This window comes from Pseudomonas sp. NCIMB 10586, assembly GCF_023127895.1.
Taxonomy (GTDB): domain Bacteria; phylum Pseudomonadota; class Gammaproteobacteria; order Pseudomonadales; family Pseudomonadaceae; genus Aquipseudomonas; species Aquipseudomonas synxantha_A.
The window spans coordinates 31,371-51,822 of the sequence record NZ_SPKQ01000002.1; the positions used below are offsets into that span (position 1 = coordinate 31,371).

The 20,452-nt window shown below is 58.6% G+C and carries 17 protein-coding genes and 1 tRNA gene; 13 read left to right on the plus strand and 5 right to left on the minus strand.

Annotation, left to right across the window (positions count from 1 at the left end; translation table 11 throughout):
* Positions 1-171: 171 nt before the first annotated feature.
* The 7 genes from apaG (at position 172) to E4P01_RS00470 (ending at position 8,193) form a co-directional block, all read left to right on the plus strand.
* Entirely contained in the window at positions 172-552 is a 381-nt protein-coding gene (gene apaG, locus E4P01_RS00440; RefSeq protein WP_032879182.1) for a Co2+/Mg2+ efflux protein ApaG, read from the plus strand.
* Positions 552-1,403 (plus strand): symmetrical bis(5'-nucleosyl)-tetraphosphatase, encoded by an 852-nt coding sequence (locus E4P01_RS00445; RefSeq protein ID WP_078822480.1) that lies wholly within the window; start codon positions 552-554, stop codon positions 1,401-1,403. Before apaG ends, E4P01_RS00445 begins: the two co-directional genes overlap by 1 nt.
* Positions 1,404-1,412: 9 nt before the next feature.
* Positions 1,413-1,742 carry a thiosulfate sulfurtransferase GlpE gene (gene glpE, locus E4P01_RS00450; RefSeq protein WP_032879179.1) on the plus strand — a complete coding sequence of 110 codons (330 nt, stop codon included), beginning with the start codon at positions 1,413-1,415 and terminating at the stop codon, positions 1,740-1,742.
* 285 nt (positions 1,743-2,027) lie between these two features.
* A complete protein-coding gene (locus tag E4P01_RS00455; RefSeq protein WP_003194732.1) occupies positions 2,028-3,950 on the plus strand; it encodes a PrkA family serine protein kinase in 1,923 nt (640 codons plus the stop codon).
* 113 nt (positions 3,951-4,063) lie between these two features.
* On the plus strand, positions 4,064-5,335 hold the full coding sequence (locus tag E4P01_RS00460; protein ID WP_122735999.1) for a YeaH/YhbH family protein: 1,272 nt from the start codon (positions 4,064-4,066) through the stop codon (positions 5,333-5,335).
* Positions 5,332-6,897, plus strand: coding sequence for a SpoVR family protein (locus tag E4P01_RS00465; protein ID WP_005792056.1), 1,566 nt, complete (start codon positions 5,332-5,334; stop codon positions 6,895-6,897). Before E4P01_RS00460 ends, E4P01_RS00465 begins: the two co-directional genes overlap by 4 nt.
* Before the next feature lie 63 nt (positions 6,898-6,960).
* Complete coding sequence (locus tag E4P01_RS00470; protein WP_032879176.1) at positions 6,961-8,193, plus strand: multifunctional CCA addition/repair protein; 1,233 nt, start codon at positions 6,961-6,963, stop codon at positions 8,191-8,193.
* 114 nt (positions 8,194-8,307) lie between these two features.
* On the opposite strand, the gene folK is transcribed toward E4P01_RS00470, so the two are convergent.
* The gene (gene folK / locus E4P01_RS00475) at positions 8,308-8,826 is read right to left on the minus strand and encodes a 2-amino-4-hydroxy-6-hydroxymethyldihydropteridine diphosphokinase (RefSeq protein WP_032879174.1); all 519 of its coding nucleotides are present in this window, start codon (positions 8,824-8,826) and stop codon (positions 8,308-8,310) included.
* Positions 8,817-9,170 (minus strand): dihydroneopterin aldolase, encoded by a 354-nt coding sequence (folB, locus tag E4P01_RS00480; protein ID WP_216090385.1) that lies wholly within the window; start codon positions 9,168-9,170, stop codon positions 8,817-8,819. The genes folK and folB overlap by 10 nt, the downstream gene beginning before the upstream one ends.
* A 74-nt stretch (positions 9,171-9,244) precedes the next feature.
* On the opposite strand from folB, the gene plsY reads away from it, so the two are divergent.
* Positions 9,245-9,814, plus strand: coding sequence for a glycerol-3-phosphate 1-O-acyltransferase PlsY (gene plsY / locus E4P01_RS00485; RefSeq protein ID WP_005792062.1), 570 nt, complete (start codon positions 9,245-9,247; stop codon positions 9,812-9,814).
* 31 nt (positions 9,815-9,845) lie between these two features.
* Here the strand turns inward: plsY and tsaD are convergent, their stop codons facing one another.
* Positions 9,846-10,871: a tRNA (adenosine(37)-N6)-threonylcarbamoyltransferase complex transferase subunit TsaD gene (gene tsaD, locus E4P01_RS00490; protein ID WP_005792063.1), complete on the minus strand. Its 1,026-nt coding sequence runs from the start codon at positions 10,869-10,871 to the stop codon at positions 9,846-9,848.
* A gap of 203 nt (positions 10,872-11,074) precedes the next feature.
* On the opposite strand from tsaD, the gene rpsU reads away from it, so the two are divergent.
* The 5 genes from rpsU (at position 11,075) to E4P01_RS00515 (ending at position 19,579) form a co-directional block, all read left to right on the plus strand.
* The gene (gene rpsU, locus E4P01_RS00495) at positions 11,075-11,290 is read left to right on the plus strand and encodes a 30S ribosomal protein S21 (RefSeq protein ID WP_002551877.1); all 216 of its coding nucleotides are present in this window, start codon (positions 11,075-11,077) and stop codon (positions 11,288-11,290) included.
* A 443-nt stretch (positions 11,291-11,733) separates the two neighbouring features.
* Positions 11,734-13,704: a DNA primase gene (gene dnaG, locus E4P01_RS00500; protein WP_005792066.1), complete on the plus strand. Its 1,971-nt coding sequence runs from the start codon at positions 11,734-11,736 to the stop codon at positions 13,702-13,704.
* A 67-nt stretch (positions 13,705-13,771) separates the two neighbouring features.
* The gene (gene rpoD / locus E4P01_RS00505; protein WP_005792068.1) at positions 13,772-15,622 is read left to right on the plus strand and encodes an RNA polymerase sigma factor RpoD; all 1,851 of its coding nucleotides are present in this window, start codon (positions 13,772-13,774) and stop codon (positions 15,620-15,622) included.
* Between the two features lie 121 nt (positions 15,623-15,743).
* Positions 15,744-19,487, plus strand: a complete 3,744-nt coding sequence (locus E4P01_RS00510; RefSeq protein ID WP_216090386.1) for a bifunctional diguanylate cyclase/phosphodiesterase — start codon at positions 15,744-15,746, stop codon at positions 19,485-19,487.
* 15 nt (positions 19,488-19,502) lie between these two features.
* Positions 19,503-19,579, plus strand: a tRNA-Ile gene (locus E4P01_RS00515).
* A 47-nt stretch (positions 19,580-19,626) separates the two neighbouring features.
* On the opposite strand, the gene E4P01_RS00520 is transcribed toward E4P01_RS00515, so the two are convergent.
* Together E4P01_RS00520 and E4P01_RS00525 are read right to left on the minus strand one after the other, a co-directional pair.
* The gene (locus tag E4P01_RS00520) at positions 19,627-20,028 is read right to left on the minus strand and encodes a type II toxin-antitoxin system HicB family antitoxin (RefSeq protein ID WP_216090387.1); all 402 of its coding nucleotides are present in this window, start codon (positions 20,026-20,028) and stop codon (positions 19,627-19,629) included.
* A gap of 52 nt (positions 20,029-20,080) precedes the next feature.
* A complete protein-coding gene (locus E4P01_RS00525) occupies positions 20,081-20,263 on the minus strand; it encodes a type II toxin-antitoxin system HicA family toxin (protein WP_082629601.1) in 183 nt (60 codons plus the stop codon).
* Positions 20,264-20,452: the final 189 nt, after the last annotated feature.

Genomic DNA, 20,452 nt, shown 5'->3' on the forward strand with positions numbered 1-20,452 from the left:
TGGGAGGGGGCTTGCTCCCGATAGGGGAGTATCAGTGGATACATTTTCAACTGACACATCGCTATCGGGAGCAAGCCCCCTCCCACATTTGGATCACGTATCTGGCCTAGTGCCCACCTCATGGCCTAGACTGACCCGCATCTGCTGTCCCCTGCTTTTAAGGCCTCTTGCATGTCCGATCCTCGCTATCAGATCGACGTCAGCGTCGTCACCCGCTTCCTGGCGGACCAATCGCAACCCGAACAGAACCGCTTTGCCTTTGCCTACACCGTCACCGTAAAAAACAACGGGTTGGTCCCGGCCAAGCTGCTGTCGCGCCACTGGGTCATTACCGATGGCGACGGCCAGGTCGAGGAAGTGCGTGGAGCAGGCGTTGTCGGCCAGCAACCCTTGATCAACAGCGGCGCCAGCCACACCTACAGCAGCGGCACGGTGATGACCTCCAAGGTCGGCACCATGCAGGGCTCGTATCAGATGAAAGCTACCGACGGTCATTTGTTCGACGCAACGATCAAGCCCTTCCGCCTCGCGGTGCCCGGAGCCCTGCACTGATGGCGACGTACGCGGTCGGCGACCTGCAAGGTTGCCTGGAACCTCTCAAGTGCCTGCTCGAGCGCGTAGCCTTTGACCCCGCAAGCGATCGCCTGTGGCTGGTGGGCGACCTCGTCAACCGAGGCCCCCACTCCCTGGAGACCCTGCGCTATCTCTATAGCCTGCGTGACTCGCTGGTATGCGTACTCGGCAACCACGACCTGCACCTGCTCGCGGCCGGCAATAACATCGAGCGCCTGAAAAAGGGCGACACCCTGCGCGAAATCCTCGAAGCGCCGGACCGCGCCGAGTTGCTCGACTGGCTGCGCCGGCAAAAACTCATGCACTACGATGAGGGCCGCAACATGGCCTTGGTGCATGCAGGCATCCCACCTCAGTGGACGCTGAAAAAAGCCCTCAAATGCGCCGCTGAAGTCCAAAGTGCACTGGCCGATGACACCCTGTACACCACCTACCTGGACGGCATGTACGGCAACGAACCGGTGAAGTGGGACAACGACCTCACGGGCGTAACCCGCCTGCGCGTGATCACCAACTACTTTACGCGGATGCGCTTCTGCACCGCTGAAGGCAAGCTGGACCTCAAGAGCAAGGAAGGCGCCGACACCGCGCTACCCGGCTACAAGCCATGGTTCGCCCATAAGGAGCGCAAGACCCGTGATACGAAGATCATCTTTGGTCACTGGGCCGCCCTGGAAGGCAAATGCGACGAACCCGGCGTGTTCGCCCTCGACACCGGCTGCGTATGGGGCGGCGCCATGACCCTGATGAACATCGACACCGGCGAGCGCTTCGGCTGCCAGTGTGAACCCCCTCTTTCCATTACCCAGCCGGCCGCCGCCAAACCATAGGAGCCCGCCATGACCGAATTCAAACGTATCCCTCCCCAAGAAGCCCAAGCGCTGCGCGAGCAAGGCGCGGTGGTCGTCGATATCCGCGACCAGCCTACCTATGCGGCAGCTCATATCCCCGGCGCCAAGCATCTGGACAACGTCAACATCGCCGACTTCATCCGCGCCGCCGACCTCGATGCGCCGCTGATCGTAGCCTGCTACCACGGCAATTCCAGCCAGAGCGCGGCCGCTTACCTGGTCAGCCAGGGCTTCTCCGACGTCTATAGCCTGGACGGCGGCTTTGAGCTGTGGCGTGGGACCTACCCTTCGGAAATTTCCGAAGGCGATTCGCAATAATTTTTTTCACACCCCGCTATCCCGCGTGACGCTTGGGCTTGCGCCGTTTCTGACGAACGGCGCAGCCAAACTAATTGCGCATCGCGCCTTGACCTCCCGGATTCCGAACTATCCTTAAGCGCAGGCCATCCGAATCAGGGGAGAGCCGGTACACCGGCGTACGGGTCATCGGTAGCGTTTCAGGGTGTTCTGGGGGGAAAACAGCCATTGGCGCGTGTCAATGACTGCCAGCATCCGCTGATTGATCCGGCGTCGGCTCCACGTATCGAGCGAGGTGACGACGTCATGAGTATCTTTAGCCACTTCCAACAACGCTTCGCGTCCACGCAGCAGGAAGAACTCACGCTTCAAGAGTATCTCGAGCTGTGCAAGCAAGACCGCAGCACCTATGCCTCTGCCGCCGAACGCCTGCTATTGGCGATCGGCGAGCCGGAGCTGGTGGAAACCGCCAACAATTCGCGCCTGTCGCGAATATTCTCCAACAAGGTGATCCGCCGCTATCCGGCCTTTGAAGACTTCCATGGCATGGAAGAATGCATCGACCAGATCGTCTCCTACTTCCGCCATGCCGCCCAAGGCCTGGAAGAGAAGAAACAGATCCTTTACCTGCTCGGGCCAGTCGGCGGCGGCAAGTCGTCCCTGGCGGAAAAGCTCAAGCAGTTGATCGAGAAGGTGCCCTTCTACGCGATCAAGGGCTCGCCGGTCTTCGAGTCGCCCCTGGGCCTGTTCAACGCCACGGAAGATGGCGCGATTCTCGAAGAAGACTTCGGTATCCCGCGGCGCTACCTCAACACCATCATGTCGCCTTGGGCCACCAAGCGCCTGGCCGAGTTCGGCGGTGATATCAGCCAATTCCGCGTAGTGAAACTCTACCCGTCGATCCTCAACCAGATCGGCGTAGCCAAGACCGAACCGGGCGACGAAAACAACCAGGATATTTCTGCACTGGTGGGCAAGGTCGATATCCGCAAACTCGAAGAATTCCCACAGAACGACGCTGACGCCTACAGCTACTCCGGCGCGCTGTGCCGGGCCAACCAGGGCTTGATGGAGTTCGTGGAGATGTTCAAGGCGCCGATAAAGGTGCTCCACCCACTGCTCACCGCTACCCAGGAAGGCAACTACAACAGCACCGAAGGCCTGGGCGCGATTCCGTTCACCGGGATCCTGCTGGCCCACTCCAATGAATCGGAATGGCACACCTTCCGTAACAACAAGAACAACGAAGCCTTCATCGACCGGATCTATATCGTCAAGGTGCCGTACTGCCTGCGGGTCAGCGATGAGATCAAGATTTACGACAAGCTGCTGTTCAACAGCTCCCTGGCCAAGGCCCACTGCGCACCCGACACGTTGAAGATGCTCGCCCAGTTCACCGTACTGTCGCGCCTCAAGGAGCCGGAGAACTCGAATATCTATTCGAAAATGCGGGTGTATGACGGCGAGAACCTCAAGGACACCGACCCCAAGGCCAAGTCGATCCAGGAGTATCGCGATACAGCGGGCGTCGATGAGGGCATGAATGGCCTGTCGACACGCTTTGCGTTCAAGATCCTGTCCAAAGTCTTCAACTTCGACCCCCACGAGATCGCCGCCAACCCGGTGCATCTGCTGTATGTACTGGAGCAGCAGATCGAACAGGAGCAATTCCAGGCGGAAACCCGCGAACGCTACCTGCGCTTCCTCAAGGAATACCTGGCACCGCGCTACATCGAGTTTATCGGCAAGGAAATCCAGACCGCGTACCTGGAGTCCTACAGCGAGTACGGTCAGAACATCTTCGACCGCTATGTGCTGTACGCCGACTTCTGGATTCAGGACCAGGAGTACCGCGATCCGGAAACCGGCGAAATCCTCAATCGAGTGGCGCTCAACGAAGAGCTTGAGAAGATCGAGAAACCGGCCGGCATCAGCAACCCAAAGGATTTCCGCAACGAAATCGTCAACTTCGTACTGCGCGCCCGTGCCAACAACAATGGCAAGAATCCCACCTGGCTCAGCTACGAGAAGCTGCGGGTGGTCATCGAAAAGAAAATGTTCTCCAACACCGAGGATCTGCTGCCGGTCATCAGCTTCAATGCCAAGGCCAGCAAGGAGGATCAGCAAAAACACAACGACTTCGTCACACGAATGGTCGAGCGCGGCTACACCGACAAACAGGTACGACTGCTCTCCGAGTGGTACTTGCGGGTGCGTAAATCGCAGTAAGGCAGCGACAAGCCAACGCTGCCAGGCATCCGGCCTGGCGGCTGACCGCTTGTCTCTAAGCTTCCAGCTCGCGGCTTGAAGCTTGTAACGTGAAGCTGCCCGGAGGGCTCCCCATGAGCTATGTGATCGACCGACGCCTTAATGGCAAGAACAAGAGCACGGTAAACCGCCAGCGTTTCCTGCGGCGTTACCGTGACCACATCAAAAAGGCCGTAGAAGAAGCCGTCAGCCGCCGCTCCATTACCGACATGGAGCATGGCGAGCAAATCAGCATTCCCGGCCGGGACATTGACGAGCCCGTGCTTCACCACGGGCGCGGCGGCAAACAGACCGTCGTGCACCCCGGCAACAAGGAATTCACCACCGGCGAACACATCCAGCGCCCACAAGGCGGCGGTGGCGGCAAAGGTCCGGGCAAGGCCGGTAATTCCGGCGAAGGCATGGACGAATTCGTGTTCCAGATCACCCAGGAGGAATTTCTCGAATTCATGTTCGAAGACCTGGAGTTGCCCAACCTGGTCAAGCGCAACCTGACCGGCACCGACACGTTCAAGACCGTACGCGCCGGGATCAGCAACGAGGGCAACCCCTCGCGCATCAACATCATCCGCACTTTGCGTTCAGCCCATGCACGACGCATCGCCCTCTCGGGCAGCAGCCGCGCAAAACTGAAGGCGGCCAAGGAAGAGCTGGCGCGTTTGAAGCGTGAAGAACCAGACAACTTCGGCGATATCCAGGAAATCGAGACGGAAATCGAGAAACTCAGCGCACGCATTCACCGCGTCCCGTTCCTCGACACCTTTGACTTGAAATACAACCTGCTGGTCAAGCAACCCAACCCCAGCTCCAAGGCCGTGATGTTCTGCCTGATGGATGTCTCCGGCTCCATGACCCAGGCCACCAAGGACATCGCCAAGCGTTTCTTCATCCTGCTGTACCTGTTCCTGAAACGGAACTACGACAAGATTGACGTAGTTTTTATTCGCCATCACACCAGCGCACGGGAAGTGGATGAAGAAGAGTTTTTTTATTCGCGGGAAACCGGCGGCACCATCGTATCCAGCGCCTTGAAGCTGATGCAGGAAATCATGGCCGAGCGCTACCCTGCCAACGAATGGAACATCTACGCTGCACAAGCTTCGGATGGCGACAATTGGAACGACGATTCGCCGATCTGCCGCGACATTCTGATCAACCAGATCATGCCGTTCGTGCAGTACTACACCTATGTTGAAATCACCCCCCGTGAGCATCAGGCCCTGTGGTTCGAATACGAGCGCATCGGCGAAGCCTTTGCCGACACGTTCGCCCAACAGCAACTGGTCTCGGCCGGCGATATCTATCCGGTCTTCCGTGAACTCTTCCAGCGCAGGTTAGTGACATGACCGCCAAAAAAGAGAACAAGCGCCAACCCCTATCCACTGGCTCCGAGTGGACCTTTGAACTGATCCAGGCCTATGACCGGGAAATCAGCCGTATCGCGGCAGGTTATGCCCTGGACACTTACCCCAACCAGATTGAAGTGATCACCGCTGAGCAAATGATGGATGCCTATGCCTCGGTGGGCATGCCGCTGGGTTATCACCACTGGTCCTATGGCAAACACTTCCTCAGCACCGAGAAGTCCTATACGCGAGGCCAGATGGGCCTGGCCTACGAGATCGTGATCAACTCCGACCCGTGCATCGCCTATCTGATGGAAGAAAACACCATCTGCATGCAGGCGCTGGTGGTGGCTCATGCCTGCTATGGACATAACAGTTTCTTCAAAGGCAACTACCTGTTTCGAACCTGGACCGACGCCAGCTCAATCATCGATTACCTCGTGTTTGCCAAGCAGTACATCATGCAATGCGAAGAACGACACGGCATTGATGCGGTGGAAGACCTGTTGGACTCCTGCCATGCACTGATGAATTACGGGGTCGACCGCTACAAGCGTCCCTATCCGATTTCAGCCGAGGAAGAGCGCCTGCGCCAGAAGGAACGCGAGGAGCACCTGCAGAAACAGATCAACGACCTGTGGCGCACCATTCCCAAGCGCGCCGGCAAAAACAACGACAAGGACAATGCACGCTTCCCCGCCGAACCCCAGGAAAACATCCTGTATTTTCTGGAAAAACACGCCCCGCTGCTGGAGCCTTGGCAACGTGAGATTGTGCGTATCGTGCGCAAGATCGCCCAGTATTTTTATCCGCAGCGTCAAACACAGGTGATGAACGAAGGCTGGGCAACATTCTGGCACTACACGCTGATGAACGACCTGTACGACGAGGGCCTGGTCACGGACGGCTTCATGATGGAGTTCCTCACGTCCCACACCAGCGTAGTCTTCCAACCCGGCTTCGACAGCCCGTATTACAACGGCATCAACCCCTATGCCCTGGGCTTTGCCATGTACCGCGATATCCGTCGCATGTGCGAGCACCCCACCGAGGAGGATCGTCGCTGGTTCCCGGAGATCGCTGGCAGCGACTGGTTGTCGACCATCAAGTTCGCCATGAGCAGCTTCAAGGACGAGAGTTTCATCCTGCAGTACCTCTCACCTCAGGTGATTCGTGACCTCAAGCTGTTCAGCATTCTGGATGACGACCTGAAAGACGACCTTGTGGTCCCGGCTATCCATGATGAACCCGGCTACCGCATCATTCGCGAAACCCTGGCCGCCCAATACAACCTGGGCAACCGCGAGCCCAACGTGCAGATCTACAGCATCGATGTGCGCGGCGACCGTTCGCTCACCCTGCGTCATCAGCAACACGACCGTAAGCCGTTGGGCGATTCCACCGAGGAAGTGCTCAAGCACCTGCACCGACTGTGGGGGTTTGACATCCACCTGGAGACCCTGCAAGGCGATCAGGTGATGAAAACCCATCATGTGCCCCCGCGCAGCGATCATAACGACAACGACTACGGCCGCTTGGACATGGCCGTCGTTCATCTCTGAAACAGCAAAGCCTCCATTGCTCAGGCACAGGCGTTATCCTGTGCCGCTAATGGAGGCTTTTTCATGAAAATCTACAAAGTCGGCGGTGCGGTGCGTGATCGCCTGCTGGGCATCAAGGTCACCGATATCGACCGTGTCGTCGTAGGTGCAACGACCGAAGAGATGCTCGCCAAAGGCTATAAGCCCGTAGGGGCCGATTTCCCGGTATTTCTCGACCCGAAAAACGGCGATGAGTACGCCCTCGCCCGCACCGAACGCAAGAGTGGCCGAGGCTACGGTGGCTTTGTGTTTCACGCGAGCCCCGATGTCACGCTGGAGGAAGACCTGATTCGTCGCGACCTGACCATCAATGCCATGGCAGAAGACGATGACGGCACCCTGACCGACCCTTATCACGGCCAACGCGATCTTGAAGCGCGCATTTTGCGTCATGTTTCCCCCGCGTTCGCCGAAGATCCTCTGCGAGTAATGCGCGTCGCCCGCTTTGCCGCACGTTATGCACACCTGGGTTTCAAGGTCGCACCCGAGACGCTGGAATTGATGCGCCAGCTCAGTGAGTCCGGCGAACTGGAGGCCCTTACCCCCGAGCGCAGCTGGAAAGAAATCTCCCGCGCACTGATGGAGGATCAGCCACAGGTTTTCATCCAGGTGCTACGCGACTGCGATGCGCTGAAAACCCTGATGCCGGAGGTAGATGCCCTGTTCGGCGTACCGCAACCCGAAGCCCATCACCCGGAAATAGATACTGGCGTACACACCTTGAGCGTGCTGGAACAAGCTGCATTGTACAAACAGCCGCTGACCGTACGCTGGGCCTGCCTGCTGCACGATTTGGGCAAGGGCCTGACGCCTGTGGATAAGTTGCCGCAGCATATTGCCCATGAGCACCGTGGCTTGAAGCTGATCAAGGCGGTGAACGAACGCTTCAAGGTACCGAGGGATTGCCAGGAACTGGCCTTGCTGGTGGGGCAATATCATACCCATGGGCATCGAGCGCTGGAGCTGAAAGCCTCGACTTTGCTGGAGTTGCTGCAAAGCTTTGACGTGTACCGCCGGCCGCAACGCTTCGAAGAATTTGTGATGGCCTGCGAAATGGATGCCCGGGGCCGCAAGGGTCTTGAGCAGCGCAGTTATCCACAGGCGGATTATTTGCGCGGCGCGGCGAAGGCTGCACGCGAAGTACCGGTCGCACCACTGCTGGAAAAAGGTTTCAAAGGCCCCGAGCTGGGAGAAGCGCTCAAGCGCGAACGGCTGAACGCGCTGAAAGCCTACAAGGAACAGCCTTCACCGAAATAACGGCCTTTGTGGCGAAGGAGCTTGCTCCCGCTGGAGTGCGAAGCGCTCCCAAAATAGTGGGGCTGCTGCGCAGCCCAACGGGAGCAAGCTCCCTCGCCACGGCAAGCTCGGCTTCTACAGGAGGGTGTCCGGTGTAAGTTGCTGGCCTTGCCACTCGAAGCCGACAGGCGCCAGCACCTGATCGATCTGCGCATCGCGCCACAGCTCGGCCATTGTCTTGCCCGCCTCAGGGTGAACACGGTCCGGCGCCATCATCGACAGCGGCCACAATACAAAGGCGTTTTTCAGAATTTCGGCTCGCGGCAGGATCAATCCATCAAAATCCCCCACCAAGTCGCCATACAACAGCACATCGATATCCAGCGGTAACCCTTTGCGGTCAGGTGCATACCGGCCATTATCGGCCTCGATGAGTTTGAGTCGACGGTCCAGCTCCATCAACGGCAGGTCGGTATAGGCCGACACCACCAGGTTGAAAAACGGCCCGCTCTTGATACCCACCGGCTGGCTCTCGAACACCGCCGAGCAGCGCATCTGCGTCAGGAACCCTGCCAGCGCATCCAGGCCGGCACATAGACGGCTCTCGCGCTCGATGTTGCTGCCAAGCCCGAGGTAAACCTGAGTCAACGACATCCGCGCTCGATCTCCACGCCCACGCCCTTGGCAGCGGGCACCGCGCCTGACTTGGTCAACTTGAGGTGCAACCAGGGAATCTGGAATTCGCTCATCAGCACTTCGGCCAGGCGCTCGGCAAAGGTTTCCACCAACTGATACTGGGAATGCTCGGCAAAGGCCTGGATACGCGCGGATACACTGGCGTAGTCCAGCGCCAGGGTCAGGTCATCACCCGCGGCGGCCGGGCGATTATCCCAAGCAAAGCTCAGGTCCAGGCGCAGGCATTGACGGATGCCGCGCTCCCAGTCGTAGGCACCGATCACGGTGTCCACTTCCAGGCCTTCGATAAACACTCTGTCCAAGCACTCTTCTCCGCAGCACGACAAGGGCGCGATGCCCCGTTAGAATCAGGGCGTCCTCGCCCGGAATAGTTAGCATGTTTTGGTCACTGGCGATTTTCGCCTACCTGCTCGGCTCGCTGTCCTTCGCCATTTTGCTCAGCCGCCTGACGGGAAATCCCGATCCGCGAATGAGTGGTTCAGGCAATGCCGGCGCCACCAATATGTTGCGCCTGGCCGGCAAGAAACTTGCCGTCCTGACCCTGCTGGGCGACGTTTGCAAGGGCCTTCTGCCCGTGCTGATCGCCAGTCTCGCCGGCCTTACTTTGCAACAGCAGGCCTGGGTGGGCATATGCGCCGTCCTCGGTCACCTGTTCCCATTGTACTTCCGCTTTCGCGGTGGCAAGGGTGTCGCCACCGCGGCCGGGATGCTGCTGGGCATCTACCCACCGGCAGCATTGCTGGCCATGCTCGCCTGGCTGCTGACGTTCTACCTGACCCGTACCAGCTCGTTGGCCGCGCTGATTGCCACGCCGCTTACCCTGCCGCTATTGGCCTGGCAGGCACCGCAGGCGTTACTGCCGATGAGCGTGCTGACACTGCTGATCGTCTGGCGCCACCGCGGCAATCTACGCGACCTGTTTGCCGGGCGCGAACGGCATTTTTAAATACGCCGGGCGAAACCGGTTCACGTAAGCCCTACAGCGGCGGCAACTGCTCCATCGGCCAGCGCGCCTGCACGCTGATCGCCAGGCTTTCATGCTGCCCGGCCTGCAAGCGCTGGCAGCCGGCGTAGGCAATCATCGCGCCGTTGTCAGTGCAGAATTCCGGGCGGGCGTAGAACACATGGCCTTGCATGTCGCCGAGCATTTTTTCAAGCGAACTGCGCAACGCCTTATTGGCGCTGACGCCGCCTGCGATCACCAGCCGCTTCATACCTGCCTGCTTGAGGGCGCGCTTGCACTTGATGGTCAAAGTCTCTACCACGGCCTGCTGGAACGCCAGTGCGATGTCGCAACGGGCTTGCTGACCGTCGTCCCCGGCGCTGACGCTCTGCTGCCAGGTATTCAGCGCGGACGTTTTCAAACCGCTGAAACTGAACATCAGCCCCGGCCGATCACACATCGGACGCGGGAAAACGTAGCGCCCGGCGACGCCTTTCTCGGCCAGACGGGCGATTTCCGGACCACCAGGATAGTTAAGCCCCATCATCTTCGCGGTTTTGTCGAACGCTTCACCGGCGGCATCATCCAGGGACTCGCCCAACAGCGTGTATTGGCCGATTCCATCGACCTGAACCAACTGCGTATGACCACCCGACACCAACAAAGCGACGAACGGGAACTCTGGAGGTGTTTTTTCCAACATCGGCGCCAGCAAATGGCCTTCCATGTGGTGCACGCCAAGGGCGGGAATACCCCAGGCAAAGGCCAGCGCCTGGGCGCAAGAAGCCCCAACCAGAAGGGCTCCGACCAATCCGGGGCCTGCCGTGTAGGCGATGGCGTCGATCTCGGTCGGCACACAGCCGGCCTCATCCAGCACCTGGCGAATCAACGGCAGCATGCGTTTGACATGATCACGGCTGGCCAGCTCCGGAACCACGCCGCCATAGGCGCGGTGCAGGTCGATCTGACTGAACAGTGCATCGGCCAAAAGCCCGCGTTCACTGTCGTATAGTGCGACTCCGGTTTCGTCGCAGGAGGTTTCAAGTCCCAGTACTAGCATGGGTTTGCGCCTTGTAGAGGCTGAATTCGAAGGCGCGCATAATAGTCGCCACTCCCCCTCCCGACTAGCGGTTTTCGATCAGAGGCTTTGCATTCCGGCCAATGAGGGGTTAACATCCGCAACCCTTAAAAACCGACGACCTCAGCCGCGAATTTTTTGCGACGAGAACGTTGATTCCCGGTAATGAAAGAAGGTAGCTCTGGATGCCAGCCGTCAAAGTAAAAGAGAACGAACCCTTCGACGTAGCTCTGCGTCGTTTCAAGCGCTCCTGCGAAAAAGCCGGTGTTCTGGCTGAAGTTCGTAGCCGCGAATTTTATGAGAAGCCAACTTCTGAGCGTAAGCGTAAAGCAGCAGCCGCTGTTAAGCGTCACGCCAAGAAAGTTCAGCGCGAACAGCGCCGCGCCGTTCGTCTGTACTAATACACAGACGTTCGTAGCAAGCTTCTGCCAAGCCCGGCCCTCAGCCGGGCTGTTGGCATTTGCGGATATCGCTTGATGCTTCACCGTCGACGCCGCACATGCGACCGAGACACTGCTTCACACGTCAGGGCTGGCTCTTTTGCCAGCGGTGCACGTCTCTTCTGACGAGCCTAACAAGGCTACTGACGAGCACACCTATTCTTCAAGCAGGCGATCAACTGTATCGGCTGTGCCCATCGATGCGTTTCCGAGGCCCACCATTGGCCAAGACCGGACGCCCGGGCAACATTTCCATGCCGAACACTGATCAGAAACTACCCTCAGTGAATATTCGGCAGATACACTTCCTGAAGACCCATGCAGACGATGATGATCAAGCACTCCATACGTGCGCTTGAACACTTCACGGGCCCTCATTTACACGCAGTGATGACGAGAACGCCATGGCCGGGCTGATTCCCCAGAGCTTTATTGACGACCTTCTGAACCGCACCGACATCGTCGATGTTGTCAGCTCACGCGTACAGCTGAAAAAAGCCGGCAAAAACTACACCGCCTGCTGCCCGTTCCATAAAGAAAAAACGCCGTCATTCAGTGTCAGCCCCGACAAGCAGTTCTATTATTGCTTCGGTTGCGGCGCTGGCGGTAACGCCCTCGGCTTCCTGATGGACCACGACAACCTGGACTTTCCCCAGGCCGTCGAGGATCTGGCAAAAGCCGCGGGCATGGAAATCCCCCGGGAAGAAAGTGGCCGCCCGCACAAACCCCGGCAACCTACCGATTCGCCGCTGTATCCGCTGCTGACCGCGGCCGCCGACTTCTATCGCCAGGCGCTTAAAAGCCATCCGCAGCGCAAGGCCGCCGTTGACTACCTCAAGGGCCGCGGCCTCACCGGTGAAATCGCCCGCGACTTCGGCCTCGGCTTCGCCCCGCCCGGCTGGGACAACCTGTACAAACACCTGAGCAGCGACACCCTGCAGCAAAAGGCCATGATCGATGCCGGCCTGCTGATAGAAAACGCCGAGACCGGCAAGCGTTATGACCGTTTCCGCGACCGCGTGATGTTTCCGATCCGCGACAGCCGTGGCCGCATCATCGCTTTCGGTGGCCGCGTACTCGGGGACGACAAGCCCAAGTACCTGAACTCCCCGGAAACCCCGGTGTTCCACAAGGGCCAGGAACTCTACGGCCTGTTCGAAGCGCGCAAGAACAACCGCAACCTCGACGAAATCATCGTGGTTGAAGGCTATATGGACGTGATCGCCCTGGCCCAGCAAGGTCTGCGCAACGCCGTGGCAACCCTGGGCACCGCCACCAGCGAAGAGCATTTGAAGCGCCTGTTCCGCGTTGTGCCCAGCGTGCTGTTCTGCTTTGACGGCGACCAGGCCGGCCGTAACGCCGCCTGGCGTGCGCTTGAGGCCACACTGTCAAGCCTGCAGGACGGGCGCCGCGCACGCTTCCTGTTCCTGCCCGAAGGCGAAGACCCGGATACCCTGGTCCGTTCGGAGGGTACCGACGCGTTCCGTGCGCGCATCAATCAACATGCGCAGCCGCTGGCGGATTATTTTTTCCAGCAATTGACCGAAGAAGCCGACCCGCGCTCGCTCGAAGGCAAGGCTCATATGGCCACCCTCGCTGCGCCATTGATCGACAAGGTGCCAGGCGCCAATTTGCGCACGCTGATGCGCCAGCGCCTGCTGGAAATTACCGGTTTGAGTGGCGAAGCCGTGAGCCAGCTGGTGCATAGCGCACCGCAAGATGCGCCGCCAGCCTACGATCCAGGCATGGATTACGACGCCATGCCGGACTATGCCGACTTTCACCAGCCTCAGGAGGCCTTTGCCCCCCAACAGGAGTGGACGCCGAAAAAGCCCGGGGCCGGCGGCAAGAAATGGGACAAGAAACCCTGGAGCAAAAATGGCAAGCGCGGTGATCGCGATGAAGCCTACGCTCCACGCACACCCGTAGCAGTGGAAGCCCCGACGCTTATTGCGCTGCGTACGCTGATTCATCACCCACAACTGGCCGGCAAGGTTGAAAGCGCCGACCACTTTGCCAACGAAAGCAACACCTACGCCCAGGTGCTGATTGCCCTGATCGAGGCGGTGCAGAAAAATCCCAAGCTAAACTCAATCCAGCTGATGGCTCGCTGGCACGGCACGGAACAAGGCCGTTTATTGAAAGCATTGGCGGAAAAGGAGTGGCTAATTGACGGCGACAACCTTGAACAACAGTTTTTAGACACCATTAATAGGTTATCTGCGGGTCAACACACTCAGACCCTCGATGAGCTCATTAAGAGAGCAAGGCAGCCGGGATTGTCGGCTGAAGAGCAGATTCAGATAGCAAAACAGATGCGCGACCTCTTAAAACAGAATGTTTACGCATCAAACCCGACCTCAGCTGGCGTGTGAGGTCATAGCTCGGGTATAATCCTCGGCTTGTTTTTTGCCCGCCAAGACCTTCAGTGGATAGGGTGTTATGTCCGGAAAAGCGCAACAGCAGTCTCGTATCAAAGAGTTGATCACACTTGGTCGTGAGCAGGGTTACCTGACTTACGCGGAGGTCAACGACCACCTGCCTGAGGATATTTCAGATCCAGAGCAGGTGGAAGACATCATCCGCATGATTAACGACATGGGGATCAACGTATTCGAAGTCGCGCCAGATAAGGATTCCCTTATGCTGGCCGACGCTGATACCGACGAGGCCGCCGCTGAGGAAGCTGCTGCCGCGCTGGCTGCAGTAGAGACCGATATCGGCCGCACGACGGACCCGGTGCGCATGTATATGCGTGAAATGGGTACTGTCGAGCTGCTGACACGCGAAGGCGAAATCGAAATCGCCAAGCGTATCGAAGAGGGCATCCGTGAAGTGATGGGCGCAATTGCGCACTTCCCAGGCACGGTTGACCACATTCTCTCCGAGTACACCCGCGTCACCACCGAAGGTGGCCGCCTGTCCGACGTCCTGAGCGGTTACATCGACCCGGACGACGGCATTGCGCCGCCTGCCGCCGAAGTACCGCCGCCTGTCGACGCCAAAGCCGCGAAAGCGGATGACGACGCCGAAGACGACGACGCCGAAGCCAGCAGCGACGACGAAGATGAAGTCGAAAGCGGCCCGGACCCAATCGTCGCGGCCCAGCGTTTCGGTGCGGTTTCCGATCAAATGGAAATCACCCGCAAGGCCCTGAAGAAGCATGGTCGCTCCAACAAGCAGGCAATTGCCGAGCTGGTGGCGCTGGCTGAGCTGTTCATGCCGATCAAGCTGGTGCCCAAGCAATTCGAAGGTTTGGTCGAGCGCGTTCGTAGCGCCCTTGAGCGTCTGCGTGCACAAGAGCGTGCGATCATGCAGCTGTGCGTGCGGGATGCCCGTATGCCGCGTACCGACTTCCTGCGCCAGTTCCCGGGCAACGAAGTTGACGAAAGCTGGACCGACGCACTGGCCAAGGGCAAGGCGAAATACGCCGAAGCCATCGGCCGCCTGCAGCCCGATATCATCCGCTGCCAGCAGAAGCTGACTGCGCTTGAGACCGAAACCGGTCTGACGATTGCTGAAATCAAGGACATCAACCGTCGCATGTCGATCGGTGAGGCCAAGGCCCGCCGCGCGAAAAAAGAGATGGTTGAAGCGAACTTGCGTCTGGTGATCTCGATCGCCAAGAAGTACACCAACCGTGGCCTGCAGTTCCTGGACCTGATCCAGGAAGGCAACATCGGCTTGATGAAAGCGGTAGACAAGTTCGAATACCGTCGCGGCTACAAGTTCTCGACTTATGCAACCTGGTGGATTCGTCAGGCGATCACTCGCTCGATCGCCGACCAGGCCCGCACCATCCGTATTCCGGTGCACATGATCGAGACCATCAACAAGCTCAACCGTATTTCCCGGCAGATGTTGCAGGAAATGGGTCGCGAACCGACCCCGGAAGAGCTGGGCGAACGCATGGAAATGCCTGAGGATAAAATCCGCAAGGTATTGAAGATCGCTAAAGAGCCGATCTCCATGGAAACGCCGATTGGTGATGACGAAGACTCCCATCTGGGTGACTTCATCGAAGACTCGACCATGCAGTCGCCAATCGATGTCGCCACCGTTGAGAGCCTGAAAGAAGCGACTCGTGACGTACTGTCCGGCCTCACCGCCCGTGAAGCCAAGGTACTGCGCATGCGTTTCGGCATCGACATGAATACCGACCACACCCTTGAGGAAGTCGGTAAGCAATTTGACGTGACCCGCGAGCGGATCCGTCAGATCGAAGCCAAGGCACTGCGCAAGTTGCGCCACCCGACGCGAAGCGAGCATCTGCGCTCCTTCCTCGACGAGTGATACCAGAACCCCCGGCCCAGGCCGGGGGTTTTGTTTTGCACAGATAAAATTCCCCGCAACACCCCTCCCCTGAAATGCCCGTCTACACTCGAACTATTCCCCGTGCCATAACGAGACCGTTATGCCCAGATTGCCGACCGTGTTGCTACTGTCGCTGCTGACCTGGACCGCAACGGCTGGCGCGTTGACTCTCACGGAGGATGAGCGTAGCTGGTTGGCGGACCATCAGGAGCTTCGCCTTGGGGTGGACGCGTCCTGGCCCCCCTTTGAATACCGTGATGAGAATGGTCGTTACCAGGGCCTGGCTGCCGACTATGTGCGCCTGATCCAGGACCGACTGGGTGTCAGGATCAAGCTGATCGAACCGGCAAACTGGACCGCTGTACTTGAACAAGCCCGGAGCAACCAGCTCGACTTGCTACCCGGCATCATGTCCACTCCGGAGCGCCAAAGCTACCTGGCCTTTACACGCCCCTACCTCGATTTTCCCATTGTCATCCTTGCCCATGAAGGCGGCGCGAAACCACGCAACCTAAAGGGTTTGTACGGGCTGAAAATTGCCGTGGTGGAAAACTATGCGCCCCATGAATTGCTGCGCACTCACCACCCGGACCTGAATCTGGTGGCGATGCCCAACGTCAGTTCGACGCTGCAAGCCCTGGCCACCGATGAAGTGGATGCAGTCGTCGGCGACTTGGCATCCAGCGTCTGGAGCCTGCGCCAACTCAAGCTCGATGGCTTGTACGTCAGTGGCGAAACGCCCTATCGCTACCAATTGGCAATGGGCGTCCCGCAGGAACAGAAAATGCTGGTGGGCATCCTGGACAAAGTCCTCGCCGACCTTAGCTCAGCCGAAACCGATGCGATCCAGCAACATTGGGTCGGCAGCTTCACCGATCACCGCACCTTCTGGGTCGACCTGCTGACGTACGGCCTGCCCGCTGTATTGTTGCTCAGTACCGTGCTGGCGGTGGTCATTCGGATCAATCGCCGGCTCAGTTCGGAAATCTCCCGCAGGGTCGCCCTTGAACAAGAACTGCGCAGCAGCGAATACCACTATCGCGGCCTGGTAGAGAGCTTGTCCGCCATCGCCTGGGAAGCGAGCATCAGCGATTTCACCTACAGCTATGTGTCGCCCCATGCCGAAGACTTGCTCGGCTATCCGCGCGCCCACTGGCTGATTCCGGGTTTCTGGCGCAACATCATTCACCCCGCCGACCTCACGCGCACCGAAGCGTATTGCTACCGGGAAACCCGTGCCAATCGTGATCACAGCGTCGATTACCGGGTCATCACGGCGGACGGCCGTTGCCTGTGGGTGCGCGATATTGTCAGCCTGATCGAACACGGCCATGAGCCAGTGCTGCGCGGCCTGATGATCGATATCAGCGAAGCCAAGCGCACGGAGGAAGCCCTGCAACTGTCCGAGCAGAAGTTTGCGTCGGTGTTCCAACAATGCCCCGACATTCTGGTGATCGCCAGGCTATCCGATGGCTGCCTGCTGGAGGTCAACAAGGCATTCGAGGACCAGATTGGCCTGACCGCCGACGAGGTCGTGGGCAAAGCCGCCTCAGATCTGAATATATGGGACATTCAGGGCGTCGGGCCGGATTTGTTGCAGCGGGTACAGACCACCAGTATCCGCAACCTGGAAATGTCCTTTCTGCGCAGCAACGGCCAAGCGTTTACGGGGCTGATCTCAGCTGAGCCTTTCCAACTCGACACCACCGAAGCTCTGGTGGTGGTAGTGCGCGATATCACCCAGCTCAAGGAAACCCAACAGCAACTGCAAACCTCCGAAGAGAAGTTCGCCAAGGCGTTCCATGCGTCCCCCGACGGCTTGCTGCTGAGTCGCCAAAGGGATGGCCTATTGATTGAGGTGAACGAAGGTTTCAGCCATCTGACCGGATTCACCAGCGCCTCTTCCCTCGACCAATCAACCCTGGACCTGGGCATCTGGGTCGACCTCAACGAACGCAAGCACATGCTGGAATTGATGCAGCGCGACGGCTTCGTGCGTGATTTCATCTGCCATATCCGTCGCGCCGACGGCCAGCTTCGCCTCTGCGAAGTCTCCAGTCGCCCGCTGCCCATCGGTGACGAAGACTGCATGCTGACCATCGCTCGGGACATCACCGAACGCCAGCAGATGCAGGAAAAACTGCAACAGGCCGCCACGGTATTCGAGAGCACCGCTGAAGGCGTTTTGATCACCGACACACGACAGAACATCAGTGCCGTCAATCGCGCCTTCAGTGAGATCACCGGCTACAGCGAAATCGAAGCACTCGGCCATACCCCGAGCCTGCTCGCCTCGGGCCTGCATGACAGCGCATTCTATGCGGCGATGTGGCACCAATTGACGGCCCATGGACACTGGCAGGGAGAGATTTCCAACCGCCGCAAGAACGGCGAGGTGTACCCAAGCTGGCTGACCATCAGCGCCGTGCGTAACCGCGACCAATTGATCACGCACTTCGTTGCCGTGTTTGCCGACATCTCCAGCCTCAAGCTGGCCCAGGCACGCCTGGACTATCAGGCCCACCACGATCCGCTGACCGGTCTGCCCAACCGCACCCTGTTTGAAAATCGACTGCAGGCCGCCCTTAACGGCCAGCAGGAAAGCGGCAGGCAAGGCGCGGTGTTGTTTCTTGACCTGGACCGTTTCAAACACATCAACGACAGCCTCGGCCACCCGGTCGGCGACCTGCTGCTCAAAGACATCGCCGTACGCCTCAAGCAGCAACTGCGCGACGTCGACACCGTTGCCCGCCTGGGCGGGGATGAATTCATCATCTTGCTGCCCGGCTTGCAGCAGGCCGGCGATGCCCAGTATCTGGCGAACAAACTGCTCGACTGCTTTACACCCCCATTCCAGGCCGGTGACCATGAGTTTTTTATCAGCGCCAGTATTGGCACCAGCCTTTACCCACAGGATGGCACCGACGTCGCCACTCTGGTCAAGAACGCCGATGCTGCGATGTATCGCTCCAAGGCCAAGGGCCGCAACCGTGTCGAAAGCTATACCCGCGACTTGACGGCCCAAGCCAATGAACGCGTAGCGCTGGAGCACGAGCTGCGCCGTGCCATCGAACGTGAAGAGCTGAGCCTCTATTACCAACCCAAGCGCAGCCTGTTGACCCAGGAGCTGATCGGCGCCGAAGCCCTGATCCGCTGGCATCACCCGACCTTGGGCGACGTCCCGCCCGAACACTTCATCGCCCTGGCCGAAGAGAACGGCACGATCCTGCAGATTGGCGACTGGGTGCTGGAACAAGCCTGTCGGCAGTTGCACGCCTGGCAAGAGGCTTTCGACGATTTCGGGCCACTGTCGGTCAACCTCGCAGGCGCGCAGCTGCGTCACCCCAACCTGTTGTCACGCATCGAACAACTGCTGCGCGATTACCGTCTTGAACCTGGCTGCCTGCAATTGGAGATCACCGAGAACTTCATCATGAGCCAGGCCGAAGAAGCCCTGGGGGTTCTGCATCAACTCAAACGCTTGGGCGTCCAGCTGGCGATCGATGATTTTGGCACTGGCTACTCGTCCCTCAGCTACCTCAAGCGCCTGCCCCTGGACTTCCTCAAGATCGACCAATCCTTCGTTCGAGGCCTGCCCGACGATCCCCACGACGTCGCCATCGTGCGCGCCATCATCGCGCTGGGCCACAGCATGCAATTCACCATCATTGCCGAAGGCGTGGAGACCCCCGCACAGCAAACATTCCTCGCCGCCGAAGGCTGTGAACAGATGCAAGGCTACATCGTCAGCCTGCCCCTGCCGCCGGAGCTTTTTGCCGCGAGCTTCCTTCGTACGAAGCTGGAGGATTTTTCGGATGGCACAGTGAACAAACCATCGTTATAATCCGCGACCTACTGAGGGCCTATAGCTCAGTTGGTTAGAGCAGGGGACTCATAATCCCTTGGTCGCAGGTTCGAGTCCTGCTGGGCCCACCAACTTGAAAGCCGCGCATTGCGCGGCTTTTGTGCATCTGGCATTTCACTCAAGCGGACAATTCACGCAGCGCCGCCGTCGCCAAAAAACCTGATCGGGAAGCGTAGCGATGATCTTTTTGCACGCGTTCGTCAATCCGGTGTAGAAGCTGCTCGGGTAAAGAAGCATTGAACCGTACCGACTTACCCAAGTAAGGCGCGAGATCAAAATCAACAATCGCCCAGACACCACCGGCGTAGTCCGGATTTTCGAGATGAGCATCAACCTCTTGCGCCTGCGGAAGGGTTTCCTCGTCGGCAACCAGCCCCTCGAGGTGCAGCGCCAGCGCCTCCCGTACATTATCCAACGCTTCGGAAAACGAAGAGCCCGCCGAGAAGCAACCGGGTACATCAGGGACTGTTACGCTGTAATCCGAATCAGCATCTTTATGTACTACCACTGGAAATTTCATCATTCCTCCTCTGAACAAGCCCACTGGGCTCCTTCACCGTCAGCCTGGCTCATCACTTAAGCCCTGCTGATTTAAAAATACTATGCAAAGTGCCTTTGGCAATCTCTGACTTGGGATGAGGGACGGTCACTCGCCCCCGCTTTATAGGATGTTTGAACTGGTGATGACTGCCCTTTGTCGCCACCTCAAACCATCCATCCGCAACCAGCAGATCAATTACCTCTCTACTTCTCATCGCCCCACCTTGCAGTGTGTATATTACACACTGCCAATGGGCAGCGCGCTTTTTACACACACAAAACATACCAATGAAAAGACCGTCCAACCTTGAACGGGCCCCAGACAAAATATGATGACAACGAGGTAGACCGTCTCACCAGCAAACTTCTGTCAGTTTTTATGCACTGGAGCGTTAAGCTCCCTA